14 protein-coding genes are annotated in these 19,288 nt (G+C 63.7%); 8 read left to right on the top strand and 6 right to left on the bottom strand.

The genetic code is table 11. From position 1 onward, the window contains the following. Positions 1 to 42 precede the first annotated feature (42 nt). Positions 43 to 4,362 (top strand): hypothetical protein, encoded by a 4,320-nt coding sequence (locus tag LGH70_RS18670; protein WP_226188779.1) that lies wholly within the window; start codon positions 43 to 45, stop codon positions 4,360 to 4,362. A 100-nt stretch (positions 4,363 to 4,462) separates the two neighbouring features. Here the strand turns inward: LGH70_RS18670 and blaOXA are convergent, their stop codons facing one another. After that, a complete protein-coding gene (blaOXA, locus tag LGH70_RS18665) occupies positions 4,463 to 5,299 on the bottom strand; it encodes a class D beta-lactamase (protein WP_226188776.1) in 837 nt (278 codons plus the stop codon). A 242-nt stretch (positions 5,300 to 5,541) separates the two neighbouring features. On the opposite strand from blaOXA, the gene LGH70_RS18660 reads away from it, so the two are divergent. The 5 genes from LGH70_RS18660 (at position 5,542) to LGH70_RS18640 (ending at position 8,641) form a co-directional block, all read left to right on the top strand. Beyond that, positions 5,542 to 6,789 (top strand): serpin family protein, encoded by a 1,248-nt coding sequence (locus LGH70_RS18660; protein WP_226188774.1) that lies wholly within the window; start codon positions 5,542 to 5,544, stop codon positions 6,787 to 6,789. Between the two features lie 238 nt (positions 6,790 to 7,027). Next, positions 7,028 to 7,171 (top strand): hypothetical protein, encoded by a 144-nt coding sequence (locus tag LGH70_RS18655; protein ID WP_226188772.1) that lies wholly within the window; start codon positions 7,028 to 7,030, stop codon positions 7,169 to 7,171. Between the two features lie 107 nt (positions 7,172 to 7,278). After that, positions 7,279 to 7,722 carry a hypothetical protein gene (locus LGH70_RS18650; RefSeq protein WP_226188769.1) on the top strand — a complete coding sequence of 148 codons (444 nt, stop codon included), beginning with the start codon at positions 7,279 to 7,281 and terminating at the stop codon, positions 7,720 to 7,722. Between the two features lie 36 nt (positions 7,723 to 7,758). Then, complete coding sequence (locus LGH70_RS18645) at positions 7,759 to 8,139, top strand: hypothetical protein (RefSeq protein WP_226188766.1); 381 nt, start codon at positions 7,759 to 7,761, stop codon at positions 8,137 to 8,139. Positions 8,140 to 8,296: 157 nt separating this feature from the next. Beyond that, positions 8,297 to 8,641, top strand: coding sequence for a hypothetical protein (locus tag LGH70_RS18640; protein ID WP_226188764.1), 345 nt, complete (start codon positions 8,297 to 8,299; stop codon positions 8,639 to 8,641). 73 nt (positions 8,642 to 8,714) lie between these two features. Here LGH70_RS18640 and LGH70_RS18635 read toward each other — a convergent pair whose 3' ends face one another. The 4 genes from LGH70_RS18635 to LGH70_RS18620 all read right to left on the bottom strand — a co-directional run bounded on the left by LGH70_RS18635 (position 8,715) and on the right by LGH70_RS18620 (position 11,697). Next, positions 8,715 to 8,978 (bottom strand): hypothetical protein, encoded by a 264-nt coding sequence (locus LGH70_RS18635; protein ID WP_226188762.1) that lies wholly within the window; start codon positions 8,976 to 8,978, stop codon positions 8,715 to 8,717. 224 nt (positions 8,979 to 9,202) lie between these two features. Then, positions 9,203 to 9,745, bottom strand: a complete 543-nt coding sequence (locus LGH70_RS18630; RefSeq protein WP_226188760.1) for a helix-turn-helix transcriptional regulator — start codon at positions 9,743 to 9,745, stop codon at positions 9,203 to 9,205. Between the two features lie 192 nt (positions 9,746 to 9,937). Beyond that, a complete protein-coding gene (locus LGH70_RS18625; protein ID WP_226188758.1) occupies positions 9,938 to 10,675 on the bottom strand; it encodes a LytR/AlgR family response regulator transcription factor in 738 nt (245 codons plus the stop codon). Continuing rightward, positions 10,675 to 11,697, bottom strand: coding sequence for a sensor histidine kinase (locus tag LGH70_RS18620; protein ID WP_226188756.1), 1,023 nt, complete (start codon positions 11,695 to 11,697; stop codon positions 10,675 to 10,677). The genes LGH70_RS18625 and LGH70_RS18620 overlap by 1 nt, the downstream gene beginning before the upstream one ends. A gap of 257 nt (positions 11,698 to 11,954) precedes the next feature. On the opposite strand from LGH70_RS18620, the gene LGH70_RS18615 reads away from it, so the two are divergent. Next, the gene (locus tag LGH70_RS18615; protein WP_226188753.1) at positions 11,955 to 12,689 is read left to right on the top strand and encodes a DUF3108 domain-containing protein; all 735 of its coding nucleotides are present in this window, start codon (positions 11,955 to 11,957) and stop codon (positions 12,687 to 12,689) included. 169 nt (positions 12,690 to 12,858) lie between these two features. Here the strand turns inward: LGH70_RS18615 and LGH70_RS18610 are convergent, their stop codons facing one another. Further along, positions 12,859 to 13,527: a hypothetical protein gene (locus LGH70_RS18610; RefSeq protein ID WP_226188751.1), complete on the bottom strand. Its 669-nt coding sequence runs from the start codon at positions 13,525 to 13,527 to the stop codon at positions 12,859 to 12,861. Between the two features lie 142 nt (positions 13,528 to 13,669). On the opposite strand from LGH70_RS18610, the gene LGH70_RS18605 reads away from it, so the two are divergent. Next, positions 13,670 to 19,195: an alpha-2-macroglobulin gene (locus LGH70_RS18605; protein ID WP_226188748.1), complete on the top strand. Its 5,526-nt coding sequence runs from the start codon at positions 13,670 to 13,672 to the stop codon at positions 19,193 to 19,195. The last annotated feature ends 93 nt before the right edge of the window (positions 19,196 to 19,288 follow it).

Genomic DNA, 19,288 nt, shown 5'->3' with positions numbered 1-19,288 from the left:
GCCGGCCGGTACGCCGCCGAATTTTTCCAGCAAAAGCAGTTTATGGACACTTGGGTAGTGGTTCTGGTCACGGCTGTTCTGGCCGTGGTCTACCAGGGTTTTAAGGAGCGCCTCAAGGGCCTGGAGCAGCGCACACGCCAGCGCGAAGAGGAACACAAGGCGCTGCAGCAGTTGGTGGAGCAGCTGCGCAGTGAGGTACAGCAGCTGCGCACGGCTCCGCCTGCCGCGCCCGTCGCGCCGCCGGTACAGGCCACCGGGCCGCTCATGGCAGCAGCTACCGGAGCGCCGGCGGCAACAGCTCCGGTAGCGCCTCTGCCGCCAGTAGTACCGCCCCTACCGGTCGTCCTGCCACCAACGCCGGCCGCGCCTTCGCAGCCTGTAGTGCCTCCCGTTACTACTCCCGTAGCTCCGGCTCCGCCGGTTGCAACACCACCGGCTCCGGCCCCTGCGCCGCCGGTTTCGGCACCTATCCCCCCAGCTCCACCAGTAGCCGCCCCCAAGCCCCAGCCTCAGCCTGCCTTTGTCCCCCCGCCCGCGCCACCCCGGCCCGTGGCTCCGCCCCCGCCGCCAGTGCCGGCCGAGCCCACGTGGTGGGACCGGACCGAACAGGTGCTGCTCGACAACTGGACCGGTATTCTGGGGGCCGTGGTGTTGGTCATTGGCGTGGGGTTCCTGGGCGTGTACACCGCCTTGCAGGTGACGCCGCCCGTGCGCTTCGCCATGATTACCGGGTTTGCCGCCGCCCTGCTCGGCCTCGATTATTACCTGCGCACCAAGCCGTTTGCCGAGCGCCTGCACGTGTGGCTGCACAGCAGCGCGGCGGCCATTTTTCTGTTTGCCTGCGTGGGCGCCAGCAGCGTGCCGGGCCTGCAGTGGGCCGCGCCGCCGCTGAGCTACCTGCTGCTGCTGGCCGGCGTGGCCGCCAACCTCTGGCTGGCCTGGACCAGCAGCCGCGAATCGGTGGCCACGCTGCACGGGGTGCTGAGCCTGGTGGCCCTGGCCGTTATTCCGTCCGACTTGCTGACGCTGGGTACGGCGGCGGCGGTTACGGCTTTCTGCATTGCCATTACTTACCGGCAGCGCTGGAAATACCAGCTGCTGCTGAGCATCGTCAGCTTCTTTGTGTTTCACCAGTACTGGCACTTCCACTTGGCGGCCCCGCTGGGCAACGGCGCCCGGCTGGTGGCTATGGCCCTGGTGGTGCTGGTGGGCGTGGCAGCCGCGGTGGTGCAGTACCGCCGCGTGTATGCCCGCACGGCGTTTGATGCGCTGCTGTTTGCGGCCCACGTGCTGAACTGGACGACACTGGGCTTCAACCTCTATCAGTACAGCACCGGCTCGCCCTGGAAAACGATTCCGCTGGGCCTGGGGGCGGTCCTGACGTTCTACGTGGCCCGGCGGGCGCGGCAGCTGGGCATCCAGTGGCTGTTCCAGACCGACACCATCATCTCCCTGATCCTGGCTCTGGCTACGGCCTTTTCCCTGCTGGGCTGGCACGCCACGGGGCCGGTCGTGGGGCTGTTCATGCTGCTCGAATCCCTGTTGATTGCCTTTATCATGGCCCGGGAGGGGGAAATCCTGGTGTTCCGGGTGGCCGCTACCGGGGCCTTGCTGGCCGGAGCGGGCCTGCTGCTCATGGTGCTGGCCCACCTCGGCAGCTACTCGCCCGCCGAGCTGCACCGCAATGCCTTCCTGCTGTTCCTAGCGGGCAGTATGGGCGCGGGCTATTTCCGGCTGACTTATTCCCAACCCCTGTTTGCGCCGGAAAACGATGCTACTACCACCAACCGGGCCCTGCACCACGGCCTGGGCGGGCTTATCGGCGCGTTGTATCTGGGCGTGGCGGCCTTGCTGCTCAAGGCGTTGTTCGGTATCATCTCGCCGCCCGCGGGTCTGCTGGTGGGTGGCGCGGCAGCCGCAGCCGGGGGCATCTTTGCCCTGGCGTATTGGCTGCGCGGTGAGCCGGCCTGGTTTCGCACCCTGCACCTGGCTGCCGGCCAAGTACTGCTGACCGTTGCCATTCTGGGCCTGCACAAACTCGGGCTGGTGTGGCCCGCTACGGCGGCCATGCTCTACCTCGAAACCTTGCTGCTGGCCTGGCTCCTGGGGCGGGCTACCGAAGTGGCGGCCTTCCGCCTGGTGTGCGGTGGCGCGCTGCTGGCCGGCGGCTGGCTGCTGCTCAGCAGTGCTGCCTGGCACCAACTGCCGGCGTCCAGCCTGCACCGCAACGCAGCCCTGCTGCTGTTGGCCGGGCTGAGCAGCGCCGTTTTCTTTCAGCTGCTGGCCCGGCAGCTGTGGCTGAGCGCCCAAACAGGCGCTTCGCCCGACCACAGCCTGCACCACGGCGTCGGGGGCCTCACTGGGCTGCTCTACCTGGGCACGGCGGGTCTGCTGCTGCTGGCGCTGTTTGGCCCCCCAAACCCACCCGTAGCCGGACTGATTGCGGGCTTGGTAGTGGCGGCGGCCGTGCTTTTTGGCTTGAGCCAGTGGCTGCAAAACGGGGCCGAATGGTTTCGAATCCTGCACCTGCTGGCGGGCCAGATATTCCTGAGCGTGGCCATTCTGGGACTGCACGAAGCCGGGCTGAGCTGGCCGCTGACCACGGTACTGCTCTACCTCGAAATGCTGCTCATGACGCTGGTGCTGGCCTGGCGCCGCGAGTGGTGGGTGTATCGGGTGCTGCTCTACGGCACGCTGCTGCTGGCCGTGGTCCTGCCCGCGCTGGTATACGGCACGGGCAGCCTGAGTTCGGAGTTGCGGGCCCTACTGCTCACGGTGGCGGCCCTGGCCACGGCAGCCGCGCAGGCCACCGCTGTGCGCCTGGCCGCTTCGCCCTACGATGCCCTACCCTTCTCCTACGACCCTACCTACCGCCTGCGCCTGCTGGGGGCCATGCCGGGCCTGCTGCTGCTGGCCGCCGCCGGGCTGCTCTATGAGCACACCTGGGCCGGCTGGGCCGCCGTGGGCATCGGGGGTGGTCTGCTGGTGCTGCGCCGCTACGTTGCCGTGCCCGGCCTCTGGACCGGTCTGGTACTGGCCACTGCGGGCTACCACGGCCTGCAGTGGCACTATGTGCTGTTGAAAAAAGCACCGCTCGGCACGGGCCGGGTGCTGGCCTACCTGCTGCCGCTGGTGCTGCTTGCGGGGGTCGGGGTAGCTTATTCTAAGTGGGCCGACCGGGACCGGCAGGTGCGCTGGCCCTGGCTCTACCTGCTGGGCCTGCACCTCACAATTGGGGCCTGGGCCGTGGCTGCCCCGCATTCGGAGGCCCTGGCCGTGCTGCTCTGGATTGGGCTGGCGGCCGGTGCGGCCGGGTTGGCCCAGTGGGTACGCACGCGCTTTGCCACCGCCGAAGTATTGAGCAGCCAGGGTAGTCCCGACCGGTTTTTGCTGCACGTGGCCTACGGCGTGCTGGCCCTGGCGTTGTTTTGGCACTTCACCTACCTGGTTTTTGGCACCGAAACCCTGTGGCGCCTGCCGGCCCGCCGCCTCACAGCCGCGGCGCTGACGCTGGTGCTGGCGGGCCTGGCCTGGCGCGCAGAACCCACCAGTGGCCCGCGCTACCGCAGCTGGCAGCTGCTACACCCCTATTTGCCCGAGCTGACGCTGCTGTTCCTGAGCTTTACTCTGTGGCGGGAAGTAGCGCTGACCTGGCAGGCTCTGCTGTGGCTAACTCTGGCCTTTGCCCTCACCTTGGGAGGCTCCCGCTTACCCGAGCGGCTACGGCGCCTGCGGCTCTACGGGCTGCTGTTTTTCTGGCTGGTGCCACTCTGGACAAGCTACGTGGCCCTGCGGTATCTGGCGCCGGGGCAGCTGCTCAGCATCCGGTGGCTGACGACGGCCGGCGCGGTGGCCCTGCAGTTTGGCTACGCGGCCGTGGCTTTGCAGGCGTATGCGGCGCCGGCAGCGCCCGTGTACTGGCCAGCCGGCTTGGCGGGTCTGGGCCGGTTGGGGCATTTCCGGCCCCGGCAGTTGGTAGCCGCGCTGCTCTACCCGGCCTTCGTGGCCCTGACCGTGCTGCTGGTGCAGTCCTTCGACCGGTCGGTGCTGACGGTACTGCTGATGCTGGAAGTGGTGGCCTTGTTTGTGAGCAGCCTGCTGCTGCGCCGCCAAGATTTCCGGTACGCGTCGTTGGCCGGCGTGGCCATCTGCCTGGTTCGGCTGGTGTTTTTCGACCTGAGCCAGAGCGGCACCATCACCCGGGCGGTGGTTTTCATTCTGATGGGTATGCTGCTGCTAGGCATGAATGCCCTGTATGCACGCTTCAAAGACCGATTCACCCCCGATTCCGCCTTCGATACCTCGCCGGGTATGCCGGCCGACTTCTCAGCGGAAGCGCCGGAAGCTGCCCCGCAGAAGTAAACCGGCGCCGACCTTCACCGCCGCCGAACGGACCAGCTCATTCCCGGTTTGCTCGGGCATGGGGCGTGACTTCGGCTGGCTTTTCGGAATCAGCCCACTGCTACTTGGCTTCGGCTTTCAGCAAGCCGAACTCACGCTGCAGAATCTGCTCGGTGACGGCGCGGCGGCCCAGCACGAATTTTTCGGTGGCGGGGCCGCCGTTGGCCGGCTCGGCATTCAGGGCGAAGAAGTAGGTTTTACTGCCCTGCTCCACCCAGCCCACAAACCAGCCGTTGTCGTGGCCGCTCTGCATAGTCCAGCCGGATTTGCCGCGCAGCACCCAGCCCGGCCCGCGGCTCAGCACCAGCAGAGCCTTGGTAAGGGCCATGCTGCGGGCCGATACCGGCAGCTGCCCGCGCTGCAAGCGTTGCAGAAAGTCGATTTGCTCGAACTGGGTGATGCGCGAGGTACCGGCCAGCCAGAAAGTATCGACGGTGGCCGCCGTGACGGCCATGCGGCCAAACTGCAGCCGGGGCAGCCACTGCTGGTAGCGCGTCGCCCCGATGCGCCGGGCCAGCTGCTGGTAGCACGGCACGCACGACACGCGCAGGGCCCGGGCCAGGGTCATGTCCTGGTTCCACTGGGCAAACTTGCGGCTCACTCCGTCCCAGCGGAAGACCTCGGTCGTATCCTTCACCGCGCCGGTTTCCAGCCCGATGAGCGTGTTGGGAATCTTGAAGGTGGAAGCCGGCAAAAAGCCCTGGCGGCACCGTGGCAGGTTGTAGGCCGTGTACGTATTGGCCCCAGCCTCCAGCACCAGAAAGGAGCCCTGCAGCCCGTAGGCGGCAAAATACGACTGATAGTCGCGCTCCGTGATGCGCTGGGCGCTGGCCCCGAAGCCGGTCAGCAACACCAGCACCAGCACCCGGAAGCAAAAACGAAAAAGGCTGGGTTTCATCCGAAGCATAGTTGAGAAGCCAGGTCCTGACGGCCACGGCAAAATAAACTGAGTAAGTGGGCCAATAATACGGTATTGCAGCCGGACGGCCGGGCAGCCAGGGTGCCTGGCAGCCGGAACAGTTAGCTTTCCCACCGGGCCGCCGCTGCCGTTGCAACCATTTCAGCCCGAGGCTCCTCTTCCCTATAGCCCGCTGTAGTGGGCGCTGTTCCGCCTGATTACCCAACCCAAAACTCCATGCTATGAACCTTACCAAAGCAACATTCGCGGTGCTGGCCCTGGCTGGTAGCGCCCTGCTCGGGGCCTGCCAGAAGGAAACGGCCGCACCAGTCACGCCGGCCGAGGACAACACGCCCGTCGTGCGGCCCCTCACCACCCAGGAAACCCGGAACGTGAGCAGCGCCAACGACTTTGCCTTCCGCTCGTTTGCGGCCCTGCAGGCTAAGGCGGCCAACGGCAACGTGTTTATTTCGCCCCTGAGCATTTCGGCCGCCCTCACCATGGCCTACAACGGGGCCGATGGCACCACAAAGGAGGCCATGCGCCAAACCCTGGGTTTTCAGCCCCAGACCGACGAGCAGATCAGCCAGGCCTACCAGACCCTGACCGAACTGCTGCGCGGCATGGACAAGCGCGTAACTTTCACGGCGGCCAACTCCATCTGGTACGCCCCGCAGTATGAGCTGCAGGCACCTTTCGTGCAGAAAAACACCACCTACTTCGAGGCCGCCGTGCAGCCGCTGGACTTCAGCTCAGCTAAAGCCAAGGACGTCATAAACGGCTGGGTGCGCGACAAAACCAAGGGCAAGATTGACGGCATCATCGAGTCGCTGCCGCCCGACCAGGTGATGGTGCTGGTTAACGCCCTGTACTTTAAAGGCACCTGGACCTACCCGTTCGACGCGAAGCTGACCCAGAAAGCACCCTTTAAGCGCGCCGATGGCAGCTCGGCCAGCGTCGACTTTATGACCCTGCAAAAGGGCAGCTACCACTACTACCAGGATGCCGCCCAGCAGGTTATCGACCTGCCCTACGGCAACCAGCAGTTCAGCATGACGCTGGTAGTACCCCAGGGCCAGACCACCGTCAACGACCTGGCGCGCACCATCAGCAGCACCCAGCTCAGCAGCTGGCTGAGCAGCGCCAAGCCCACGACGCTGGTGTTGCGCCTGCCCAAGTTTAAGATGGAGTACAAGAACTCGCTCAACGAGATGCTCATAACGCTGGGCATGGGTGAAGCCTTTTCCGGCCAGGCCAATTTCAGCCGGATGCTGGTGGGCCGGACCTCGGGGCTGGCCATCAGCGACGTGCTGCACAAGACCTACGTGGAAGTAAATGAGGAAGGCACCGAAGCCGCCGCCGTTACCTCGGTGGGCATAATCAATACGTCGGTGCCTCCCACGGTGTCCGTGGACCGCGCCTGCCTGTTCATGATTCGGGAAAAATCAACCAACGCCATTCTTTTCATCGGCCAGCTGATGAATCCTTGAGGCACGCTAAAAACGGCGTCCGGCCGGGCCAGAGGCGGTTTTCGGCCGCTCGTGGGCCCGGCCGCGGCTCGGCCCGGCCCCGCAAATGGGTGCGTAGTGCCGACAAGCGTATGGGTTATTAAGCGTACCTTGCGCGGGTAGCCAATTTCGCGCGAAAACTCGTGCCGCGGGTAAAACTCTTCGGAGCCAGCCCAAGTATAGGCCACATACCTTCATGTTTCAGCCTAACATTCTCATCATGGCAACTGACAACACCCAAAATACCCAGCAGGACCAGACCGGCGCTACGGCCACAACCGAAACCGCGCAGCAGGCCCTCTACCGCCGCGTAAAGCAGGCCCAGGAGCGCCGCCGCCAGAAGCGCAAGCGTCGGGACTCATAGTCAGCCCCGACTTACCGAAAAAGCCCTGATGGCCCGTTGGCCGTCGGGGCTTTTTTAGTGGGGTACCAAGCGCCACCGTTGAACCCGCCGTTTGCGTAGCTTTCGGCGTGCGTACGTGGCTTTCCCTGCTTTTCTTCCTGCTGGCGGCGGGCTGCTCCCCTACCGAGCTGGTGCGGCTGCAGGTCGTGAACGACAGCCAGGAGAAAGTGGTGGACCTGACCGTGCGCTGCGACGGCGAAACGGTGTTTGATACCCTGGTGGCGCAGTACAAAACCACCGACGACCGGCTCAGCCGCTACCTGCGCCTGCCGCCCGGCCCGCACCGGGTGGTAGCCGAGTCGCGGCAGCAGCGCACCCGCCTCGACACGATTATCAACACGACGGGCCGCAACGTGCTGGGCGTCACCTTCCGCTACGATTCTATTGCGGCCAAAACCCGCAAAACTTACTTTGCCGACGGGGCGGAGGGCGAAATTACCTTTCCGGCTTTTTACGTGCGGCGCTCCTTCCGCCTCTATCAGTTTCAGGCCCGCGACCTGCAACAGCCCTGATCCGGCCGCTGGCAATTTGCTGCTTTACTTTGCCGCATGAGAATAGCCCTTTCCCTAATACTGCTGGCGGCGGTGGGTGCGGCCGGCTGCCAACCGACGGCCGACCAGACCAACGCGCCGGCCGCGGCCGAAACCACTGCCCCCGCTCCGGCGGCCACCACCGCGCCTGACGCTACCAGTGGCCAGGTTACCACGGCAGCCCAGGCGCTCGGCGCCGTAAATTTCTACCTGCAGGAGATGCCCGAAGGCGGGGAGTACGATTTTGACGCGGCCACGGCCCGGGAAGCCGATGCGCACTGGCTGGTGCTGGTGCCCAGCCTCCCCGGCGACGGACGCAAACCCAACACGGCAACCTTTGAAGTCGATAAGCAAACCGGGGATATACAGGTTCGGTTTGCACCCCTACCGGCAAAGTAACGCCTTGGCCAATAGCTTCGGAAGGCTCTGAAAAGTCCTGAACCGGAGTTCTCCAGGACTGCGGCTGCCGGGGGCGGCCGTATCATTACATGAGTAAACCACGGCCCGGCGGCTACCGTAAGCCGGGCGGTTAGTATTTGCTGCCGTACTTTGCCTCATGCTCAAAGCCCTTCCCTTCCTGCTGCTCGGTGCCCTGGGCGCTGCCAGCTGCCAGCAGACGCCTGGCAATGATACCTCCATGCTGCCCGCCTCGGCCGAAACTACGGCCTCGCCCGACCTGGGCGCCGCCACCGCCGACGGAGCCCGCAGCGCCGTGCGCCGCCACGTGCAGGCGCTGCCCAACGCCAGCCTGTTCGTGCTCGACTCGGCCACGGCCCTTGAAATCGACGACCACTGGCAGGTGCTGGTGCCCCGCACCGACTGGGCCGGCCGCATGCCCAACAAAGCCGCCTTTGAGGTCGACAAAAAGTCCGGGGCCGTCCGGACGCTGATGGTAAAGTAACCCGGCCGCTTCACCCACAAAAAAGCCCCGACCTGTTGCAGGTCGGGGCTTTTCTTTGCCAGCGGTGGGCAACTTACTTTTTCTGGCGCTGCTCCTGCTCGGCATCGGGCTGGTTGCGGCGGTCGGCGTGGTCGTCGGTGCCGTTGATGAAGTCCTCGTCGCCTTTGGCCAGGCTATGCAGGTGGCGGATACCGTCGCCCATCGTCACGCCGGCTTCGGTGTCGATGGTGGGCGAAGTGGTAGCGGGGTCAATCGGGTTGGCGGCCGAAGCGCCGATGGCACCTTTGGTATCGGCGGCTTTCTGGTTCTTATCGTTGTTTTTTGCGGTGTTGGCCATGGTTTGCGGGAAGTAAGCTGCCGGGGCAGCGGGTTGAGAACAGGATAAAAGTGGGCTGCTGAATCACCAGGCAGCCCACCGTTTCTATACGCAGGCCGACAGCAGCAGTTATGCAACGCACTTCTCCCGAGCCTGAAACCCATTCCTGCACCCAGCCTGAAAAAGCCCTGCGGCGGCCCGCGCATAGCGCCGCCCCTAAGGACTGCCTAGCGTACCAGTCCGCGCTATTCCGCCAGGTAGCCGGCCAGCGCCGCCGCCTCGGCCCGCAGTCCGGCCAAGCGGGCCATCAGCAGCCGGTGCAGCACCGGGCTGCCCTCCCCTTCCAAAGCGCCCTGGGCCTCAGCCGTGGTAGCCGCTACCCACTGCCGCTGCCGCTCGGCTTCCGGGGGCAGGGTAGCCAGCAGCTTCGGGGCCGCCTGTAGCCAGTCGAGGGCGCGGCGGGCCCGGGCCTGCCCGCGTTCCAGCCGCCGCGTGAGCTGCTGCAGTTCGGAGGCCACGGCCGCGGCCCGCTTGTGGAGGGGCTCCGCTTCGGCTGATAAGAGCGGCCCTGGGGCCGCCGGGGGGCCCAGTGTGGGCAGGGCCTGGGTCAGCCACGACAAAATTATGCCGGCCGACGCTGGCAATACTCGCTGCCCGGCTTCTATCTTCGTGACCAGGTGGCGCGACACGCCCAGGGCCCCGGCCAATTGTTCCTGGGTAAGCCCCAGCCCGGCCCGGATAAGCGCGAGGTAGTGCGGAACGGTGGTGGTGCGCAGCGGACGGGGCATAATTGAACTTGTCTCCTAAATTTTGAATTTTAATACTAAGGAGACAAAGCCATTGTCTCCTTAGTAGCTCTGTACGAGAATAAGGAGACAATGGAGAATCAACAGCAGTTGAACAGTGCTTGTGTGGCCCTCTTCTCGGCTGCTCGGGTCAGTATTAATATGTCTTGAATAGCTACTGCCCGTGTTCGGCGGCTACTGCAAGCGCGGGTCGATGAAGTCGCGGAAGGCTTTGCGGTACGACTCACTCACGGGCAAAAACCGGCTGCCAATCTGCACTTTGTCCTTGAACACGGCGTCGATGCCCTCCAGGCTCACAATGTAGGAGTGGTGAATGCGGACAAAGTGCGTGGCGGGCAGCTGCTGCTCCAGGGTTTTGAGCCGCTGCAGGCTCACGATGCGCTGCTGCGGGGTGTGGATGGCCACGTAGTCCTTCAGGCCTTCCACGAACAGGATGTCGGCCTGCCGGATCTTGACCAGGCGGGTGCCATCCTTCACGAACAGAAACGGCGACGGCTCGGCCGGCGTCGGCCCGGGCGGGGGCAGCGCCGGGCCCGCCGGCACCGGGGCGGCGCCGGGCAGCAGCCGGGCCTGGGCCTTGTGCACGGCCCGCAGGAAGCGCTCCAGCGTGATGGGTTTGAGCAGGTAGTCGACCACGTCGAGGTCGTAGCTTTCCAGGGCGTACTCGGAGTAGGCCGTAGTCAGGATTACCAGGGGCTGGCGGGGCAGAATCTTGAGCAGAGCCAGGCCGGTAATTTCGGGCATCTGCACGTCGAGCAGCAGCAGATCAATGGGGTGGGCGCTGAGCTCTTGTAGGGCGGCCAGGGGACTGGCACAGGCCGCGTGCAGGGTCAGAAACGGCACTTTTCCCACGTAATCAGTGAGCAGCTGCCGGGCCATCGGCTCATCATCCACAATCAGGCAGCGCAGCATCAGGTCAGGGTCAAGGTGAGGTGGACGCGGTATTCGGCGGGGCCGTCTTCTACCTGCAGCACGTGCCGGCCCGGGTAGTGCAGGGCCAAGCGGCGGCGCAGATTTTGCAGGCCGGTGCCGGCGGCAGCCGGTACAGGAGCGGGGTGCGGCAGCCGGCCGTTGGCCACCGTGCAGACGCACTCGGGGCCGTGCAGCCGGATCAGCACCGTGACCCAGGCCTGGGGGTCGGTGGTACTCACGCCGTGCTTGAAGGCATTTTCCAGAAAGGTGATCAGCAGCAGCGGAGCAATGCGCACGCCCTCGGCGGGGCCCTCTACCACGAACTGCACCGGAACGGGGGTGTTGAGGCGCAGCTTTTCCAGGCTGATGTAGTTCTGCATGTACTCGATTTCCTGGCTGAGGGCCACGGTGGCGTGGTTCGACTCGTAAATCATGTAGCGCATCATCTGGGCCAGCTTGGCCACCACCTCCGGCGTGTTGGGCGACTGGGTGTAGGCCAGGTAGTAGAGGTTGTTGAGCGTGTTGAAGAGAAAGTGCGGGTTGATCTGGGCCTTGAGCAGCTTGAGCTCGGCCGTGAGCTGTTCGTTTTCCAGAGCCTTGGTGCGGGCGTCGAGGGCAAACCAGCCCACCACGAAGTGCAGCATGCTCAGAAAGGCCACGATAGACAAGGTGCCCACCACTACCGACAGCACGAAGGCCGGCGACTCCAGGTAGCTCTGCGGCAGCTGCCCTGGCGCCAGCTGCCGCTGCACCGCCACCCGCAGTGCGACTACCAGAGTAAAGGGCGCGGCCAGCTCCAGCAAATAGCGCCCCAGCCGCTGCCGCCGTAGCCCCCGGGGCAGCAGGTAGAAGAAATTGAGGTAGCCGATGAGCAGGTTGCTCACCAGCGGTACCAGCGAGTTGGCCAAAGCCAGCCGCCAGCCCACTTCCCGACTGATCTGGTAGAAGTAAAACGAAAAGTAGACGCCCCAGAACGAGAGGTGCAGTAGCAGCACCCGGTGGCGGCGAAGAAGCCCGAGCATGGCGGTAAAGAGCAGATAGGCCCCCAAGATACCCGCTGCACCGCGGCCGCACTCCACTTCCCGCCCAATTTTCGACCGTTGCCCGGTTTTCCTCGACCCTTGGGCCGGCAGTAGCCGCTAGTTCAGCAGCAGGACAGTGGTTGAGCAAAGCCCGGCAACAGCCGAATAAGCCGCCGCAACGGTCGAGTAGCGCGAGGAAGCCGCGGGCGTTGGGCGTACTTGGCGGCTGTCTTTTCCCTCACCTTACTCTGTACGCTATGAAACTTACCGGCTTACTGCTGGCCCTGACCCTGGCGGGTTCTGCGCACGCCCAATCCGCGCCGCCCACCGATACGCTGCTGCTCAGCCCGCGCCGCAGCGTGGAGGGGCAACTCATCCGGCCCTTCTCGGCCCGCTACACCATGCTTATGCGCCGCGAGGGCCAGGAAAAGCCCGTCGGCAGCGTGGCTACTTCGTATGAATATCTGCCGGGGCCGAAACTTGGGCTCAAGCGGTCCGTCATCACCTTTCCCACCGGCGCTATCGTCGACAGTGGCACCGTGGACCGGCGCACGCTCTACCCCCTGGCGCACCGCTCCCACCAGCCCAACGGCCGCACCCTGGCTCTAAACTTTGCCGGGCCCCGCGTTACGGGCTTCAACCAGGTGGGCTCACAGCGCACCGCCGTCGACCTGACTACTTCGGCAGCCCTGTTCGACTCCTTTTCGGCCGACCTGGTGGTGCTGGCGCTGCCGCTGCGGGCCGGGCAGGCCTTTAAGTTTGCGCAGTACGTGTACGAGAAGGGCGGGCCGGACTGGGTGCGGGGCCGCATCGTGGGGGCCCAGCCCCTGCCCGCCCCCGACGGCAAAACCAGCCGCCCGGCCTGGGTGGTGCAAACCTTCGGCTCGGACAAAACCACCGTCACCTACTGGCTCGACCCTTCTACCCGCCGCCTGCTCCAGATAGAGGTTGTAAGCCCCGGCCGGGAGCTAATTATGCGGCAAGTGGAGTAAGCTGCGTATAGTGAAGATATCATTCCAACTATTCCGGCACGGGTGGGTCTTGGTAGTGAAGGTGGGGCGCAGGCTCCGCCTTTTTTGTTTTCAGGATGTGGGCAGGGAAGCCAAACGCTCACGGCACCTGCACTGCTTTTGCAATTAGTCTAGCCCACTGCCACTGTTTTTACTTCCATTGGTAGGGCAGATACTTCGGTTTGCCGACGCTGGTGAAGTCGTACTTCCTGACCTGAAAGTGCAGCGTATCCTTTCTCAGGTAGAAGAAAACCTGTTCCACGTCGTCGTGCACTGCGAAAGGCGGCAGGAACTTCACCGCTTGGGGGTGACTACGATTGTACGCCTCGAAGTCGCGGTAGAACTGCTCGCCACGTTGAAAGTGCTGTTTGTTCTGAAAATAGAAACTGATGACGGCAGGGTTGGCTTTGGCCACCGGGAAGCTCCGACAACAGTGCAGACGTTTCCCGAATACCTTCCCCGCATCCTGCCAGAACAGATACACGGTCTGCTCATCCTCAGCACAAGTACAGCGCCCGGCAGGTTTGCCCAACTCACTCCGCTCAGGCAGATCCTCACAGCCCACGCAACCGGCCTGGTAGTACAGAATCGTGTCAATCCGGGCTTTGCGAAGCTGCTTAACCAGCGCTTGGTGTAGTTTCCACACGCTATTGTTTGGGTGCGCTGAGTTTAGGTACTGCCTCGTGATGGAGTCCAGCGCTTGGCTATAAACTGGGTTGGCAAGCTGCTTAAACGGGTTGCCACGGATAGGGGAATTGAAGCAAGTGAATACCAACCCAGGCCCAAGGAGTACAGGTGTAAGCGTCTTGACAATGTTCATACAGATTGAAACCGGAGCTATTGAGCTTTTTGGCTGAAATATACATTTACTGGCTTCTTTTAGTCTTAAAACGCCACCCACCTCAACCGTATATCACCCTTTTTCTATACCTTCCCGCGTCCATTTTCTTCCCTTTATTCTTATGCTTACCCAACGTGTATCTCGCCTGCCTTTGCTGGTGTTGCTGCTATTGCTATGTGCCTGCTCCAAGTTGGGCTCCAACAACGATTCCAGCCCCGAGGGCGAGGAAATCAGCCCCTACCAGAACATCGTATTTACGTTCGACGAGCCTCTGGGCGAAGGCCGCGTCAGCCGCTGGGACACCCTGCAGTACGTCGAGTTTGAGCCCGCCGTGCGCGGCAAATTCAAGTGGACCAGTGACCGGGAGCTGACCTTCTCCCCTTCCGAGCCCTTCCGGCCCGCCACGGCGTTTCAAGCGCAGTGGCGGCCGGTGGCCCTGGAAGCGCTGAAGCTCAAGAAAGAGCCGCCGCTGAGCAAAACCAAGTTTCACACCCCGGGCCTGACGATGCACGAGCCCCAGCTGTTCTGGAGCCAGAGCCGGCGGGTGGCGGGCACGGCCGAGATGCGCGCCAACCTGCTGTTCAACTACGCCGTGAAGCCTAGTGACATTCAGCCCCTGCTCAAGATTACCCAGGACGGCCAGCCAGTAGCTTTCGAGGTGGTATCGGCCGAGGCCGACAGCATCGTGGGCGTGGCCCTGACCCAGGACGTGCGCCCCGGCTCCCCCGTTACGCTGGAGCTGGCGCCCGGCCTGCACCCCGTGGGCTCGGACCGGGCCACGACCAAAGCCCTGACCGCTCAGGTAGCCGTGCCCGACCAGCAAACCCTGCTCGTGCGCGAAGTGGTGGCCTCCATCGTGGAGGGCGACCCGGTTATTACGGTGCTCACCAACCAGCCCGTATCGGCCACGGAAATACCGGCCCTGCTGACCGTGGAGCCGGCCGTGGATTACTCGGTGGAAGCCCTGGAAAGCGGCTTTACGCTCAAAGGCGGCTTCGATGTGGACAAAACCTATCAGATCAGCTTGCGGAGCGGGTTGCGCGGGGCCTTGGGTGGGCAGCTGGCCGAGCCCTTCACCCAAACGGCCGCCTTCGTGGATGAGCGGCCCAGTCTGAGCTTTGCCAACGGTGACAAAGCCATGTACCTCGACGCGCTGGGCACCCGCAACCTAGGCGTGCGCATCGCCGAAATCGAGAAGGTGCAGGTCACCATTGCCAAGGTCTACGCCAACAACATTCAGCAGCTGCTGCGCGGCGGTAAGCAGTACGGCTACGACTACGACGAGGAAGGCGGCGGGGAAGACGACGGGGGTGAGTACGAGGACAAGTCCTACAACTACTACGACGTGGAGCAGCTCGGCAACGTGCTGACCGAGCGGACCTACTCGGTGGCCGGTCTGCCCAAGGAAAACGGCCTGCGCCTGCTCAATCTGAGCTTCAAGGACCTGGAGTTTACCGGCCCGATGAAGGGTCTGTACGTGGTGAAAATTCAGGACACCGAGCGGCAGTGGCTGCAGGTGAGCAAGCTCGTGTCGGTGTCGGATATCGGCCTGATTGTGAAGCAGGGTAAGGCCGGCCGCACGCTGGTATTCGCCAACTCGATTCGCAATGCCAAGGCCCTGGGCGGGGTGAACGTGCGCTTCGTGAGCTCCAACAACCAGGTTATCAGCAGCGCCACTACCAACAGCGCGGGCGTGGCCGTGTTCGACAGCACCGCCGCCACCAGCCGCTTCCGCCTGACGATGGTCACGGCCCAGCGCGAGTCGGACTTCACCTTCCTGAACCTGCCCACGAGTAGGGTCGAAACCTCCCGCTTCGAGGTGGGCGGCCTGCAAAGCAACGCGGCCCGCTACCAGGCCTTCCTCTACGGCGACCGGGACCTGTACCGCCCCGGCGACACCATCCAAACCAACACTGTCATTCGCACCGAGGGCTGGCAGGCCCCGCCGGCCAATCTGCCGGTAAAAATCAGGCTGCTGCTGCCCACGGGCAAGGAATACGCCAGCCTGCGCAAGAAGCTCTCCGCCGACGGCTCATTCGAGTCGCGCTTCATTCTGCCCGCCGGCATCATGACCGGCCTCTATACGCTGGAAGTGCTGACCGGCAACGACGTACTGCTGGCCTCCCGCCAGATTTCGGTGGAAGAATTCATTCCCGACCGCCTCAAGGTGACGGTGAAAGCCGCACCGGCCGTGGTAGGCCCGGGCCAGACGGTGAATGCCAGCATCACGGCCCTGAACCTGTATGGCCCGCCAGCCTCCGACCGCAAGTTTGAGGTGGAATTCTCGCTCAAGGAGAAGCCCTTCCAGCCCAAGAACTACCCCGGCTACAACTTCTATATCAGCTCGGGCGAGAACCGTACTCGTAGCTACGACTCGGGGGAAGAAACCAGCTCCCTGGCCGACCGGTTCGAGAAAACCACCCGCGAAGGCACCACCGACGCCAGCGGCCAAGGCACGGCCAGCTACGAAATTCCCGGCTACGAAGACCTGGGCACCCTGGAAGGCTCGGCCTTCGCCACGGTGTTCGACGAGAGTGGCCGGCCCGTGAACCGCCTCGCGACTTTCGAGGTGCAAACCCAGAGCGTGATGTTCGGGGTGCAGCAGGTGCCCGAGCTGGTGAGCACCCAGCAGCCGCTGACCATGCGCTTCGTGGCCCTCACGCCCAAAACCGCCCAGCCCACCCGCGCCGACGCCCAGATCAAGGTAGTGCGGCTGCTGTGGGAAACCGTCATTGAGCGGCAGGGTGGGCGCTACCGCTACACGTCCCAGAAGCGCGAACAGGCCATTCTGACCCAAAACCGCACGATTAGCTCCGAATCGACGCTGGACTTTACCCCGGCTTCGTCGGGCGAGTACGAGGTGCGCGTGGCCCGGCCGGGCGCGGCTACCTATGTGGTCAGCCGCTTCTATGCTTACGGCTACGGCGACACCCAGAGCAATTCCTTCGAGGTGAATAACGAGGGCGAAGTCACGATTGAAGCCGACAAAGAGAAATACCAGCCCGGCGAAACGGCCAAGCTCCTGCTCAAAACGCCCTTTGCCGGCCGCGTCCTCATCACCGTGGAGCGCGACAAGGTGCTCGACCATTTCTACGTCGATACCGATGAGAAGTCGGCGCGGGTAAGCATCCCGATTCGGGGCAACCACGTGCCCAACATCTACGTGACGGCCACCGCCATCCGCGAAATTACCGACAATCGCCTGCCGCTCACCGTGGCCCGGGGCTTCGTACCGCTGACGGTGGAAAAGCCCGGTACCAAGCTGCCCGTAGCTTTGAAAGTCGCCGCCCAGAGCCGCTCCCAGACCTGGCAGACCATTGAGGCCAGCACCGCGCCGGGTGCCTCGGTCACCTTTGCCGTGGTGGATGAGGGCATTCTGCAGATGAAGGACTACCGCACGCCCGACCCCTACAGCTACTTCTACCAGAAGCGCGCCCTGGAGGTAAATGCCTACGACGTGTACCCCTTCCTGCTGCCCGAGCTGGGCACCAGCTCCTCCGGCGGCGACGGGGCCGACCTCTCCCGTCGCACCACGCCCGTGCCCTCGCGCCGGGTGAAGCTGCTGGCCAAGTGGAGCGGCGTATTGCGGGCTGATGCCAACGGCAAAGTGCGCTACAAAGTGCGTATCCCGCAGTTTAGCGGGGCCGTGCGCGTCATGGCCGTGGCCTACAAGGGCGACGCCTTCGGCTCGGCCGAGCAAACCATGCGCATCGCCGACCCGGTGGTTATCAGCACCAGCCTCCCCCGCTTCCTCAGCCCCGGCGACACGATTGACGTGCCCGTCACGCTGACGAATACGACGGGGAAGGCTATTAAAGTAGCTACTTCATCAGAGGTAAAGGGAGCTTTGGCTTTCCCAATACCAGGAGTTATGACTGCCGACGTAGGAAAGGTACTTCAGGGAAAGAGCCAAGGTTGGGGCTATCAAACTATTGCGCCTAATTCAGAAAAGCGTTTCACCCTAAAATACCCGCTGATAGCTAGTGGTATTGGAAACAGTGAAATATTGATTTCTGCAAAAATCCTCGACGGTGAGAGTTTTTCTGAAAAAATAGAAATACCTGTTCGGCCGGCTTCTCCGCTGGAAAAGGTGTCCGGCTCGGGCGTGGTGAAGGGCGGCAGCACGCAGGCGCTGAACCTGGCCACCAACTTCCTGCCCGCCACGCTACGCAGCCAGCTGGTGGTGAGCCGCTCGCCGATGACGGAGTTTGCCAAGGATTTGCGCTACCTACTGCAGTATCCCTACGGCTGCCTTGAGCAAACCGTGTCGGCGGCTTTCCCCCAGCTGTACTACGGCGACCTGACCGCCACGCTGGGCCAGAAAACCGGCAAGCAGGCCAAGGGCACGCGCTTCAACCCGAACTACAACGTGCAGGAAGCCATCCGCAAAATCGAGTCCCAGCAGCTCTACAACGGCAGCCTGAGCTACTGGCCCGGCGGCGACTACGACAACTGGTGGGCCACCACCTACGCCGCCCACTTCCTACTCGAAGCCCAACGCGCCGGCTTTGAAGTGAACAAGAACCACCTCGACAAGGTGCTGCAATACCTGCAGGCCCGCACCCGCAAGCGCGAAACTGAGGAGTACGACTACTTCGACGTAAGCACCATTGCCCGCCGCAAGGTCATTGCCAAAAAGGAAATTCCCTACAGCATCTACGTGCTGGCGTTGGCCGGCCGCCAGGATGCCGTAGCGTTCAACTACTACAAATCGAACCGGCAGCTGCTGGCCCAGGACTCCCGCTTCCTGCTGGCGGCGGCCCAGGCCGTGGGCGGCAACCAGAAAGCCTACCGCGACCTGCTGCCCACCACCTTCACCGAAACCGCCGCCCACCGCGCCTTCGACGGCTCGTTCTACTCCCCCATCCGTGACATGGCCCTGGTGCTCAATTCCCTGCTCGAAGCTGACCCCGGCAACGCCCTGGTGCCCAAGCTCACCCGTCAGCTCAGCCGGCAGGTGAAGCAGGCTTCCTGGCTGAACACTCAGGAACGAGCGTTTTCGCTGTTGGCGTTGGGCAAAGTAGCCCGGCAGAATGCCAGTGCTACCGTTACGGCGTCCTTGCTGGCCGACGCCAAGGAAATCGGCAAGTTCTCGGGCAAAGATCTGACGGTAAACAACGTGGCTAACCGCAAAGTAGCCCTGCGCACCACCGGCACCGGCAGCCTGTACTACTTCTGGGAAACCGAGGGCGTGTCGCCGCTGAACACGGTGCGCGAGGAGGATTCCTTCCTGAAAGTGCGCCGCGAGTTCCTGGACCGCACCGGCAAGGCCGTGGGCTCACCCAACTTCCGCCAGAACGACCTGGTGGTGGTGCGCATCACGATTCAGTCGGCCGACGCGGCCGGGGAAGTGCCCAACGTGGCCATTACCGATTTGCTGCCCGCCGGGCTGGAAATCGAGAATCCGCGCATTGGGGCCGTGCGCGACATCGACTGGGCCAAGGACGCGGCCACCCCCGACTACCTCGACATGCGCGACGACCGGATCAACCTGTTTACCACTGTTTCAACTTCGCCCAAGTCATTCTACTACGTGGCCCGGGCCGTGTCGAAGGGCACCTTCCGCCTGGGCCCGGTCAGCGCCGATGCCATGTACAACGCCGAGTACCACAGCTACAACGGCGCCGGTGTGGTACGGGTAAAGTAGCCGTTTAGCAGTAGCGCGAACTGTGTAGCTCGCGTAGCCCGCGCCGTTGTAACGATTGTCGTTCCGGCACGCCAACTACACAGTTCGCGCTAC

Origin of the sequence: Hymenobacter nitidus (assembly GCF_020447315.1) — a bacterium.
Classification (GTDB): domain Bacteria; phylum Bacteroidota; class Bacteroidia; order Cytophagales; family Hymenobacteraceae; genus Hymenobacter; species Hymenobacter nitidus.
This window is presented reverse-complemented; position numbering and strand designations above follow the sequence as displayed.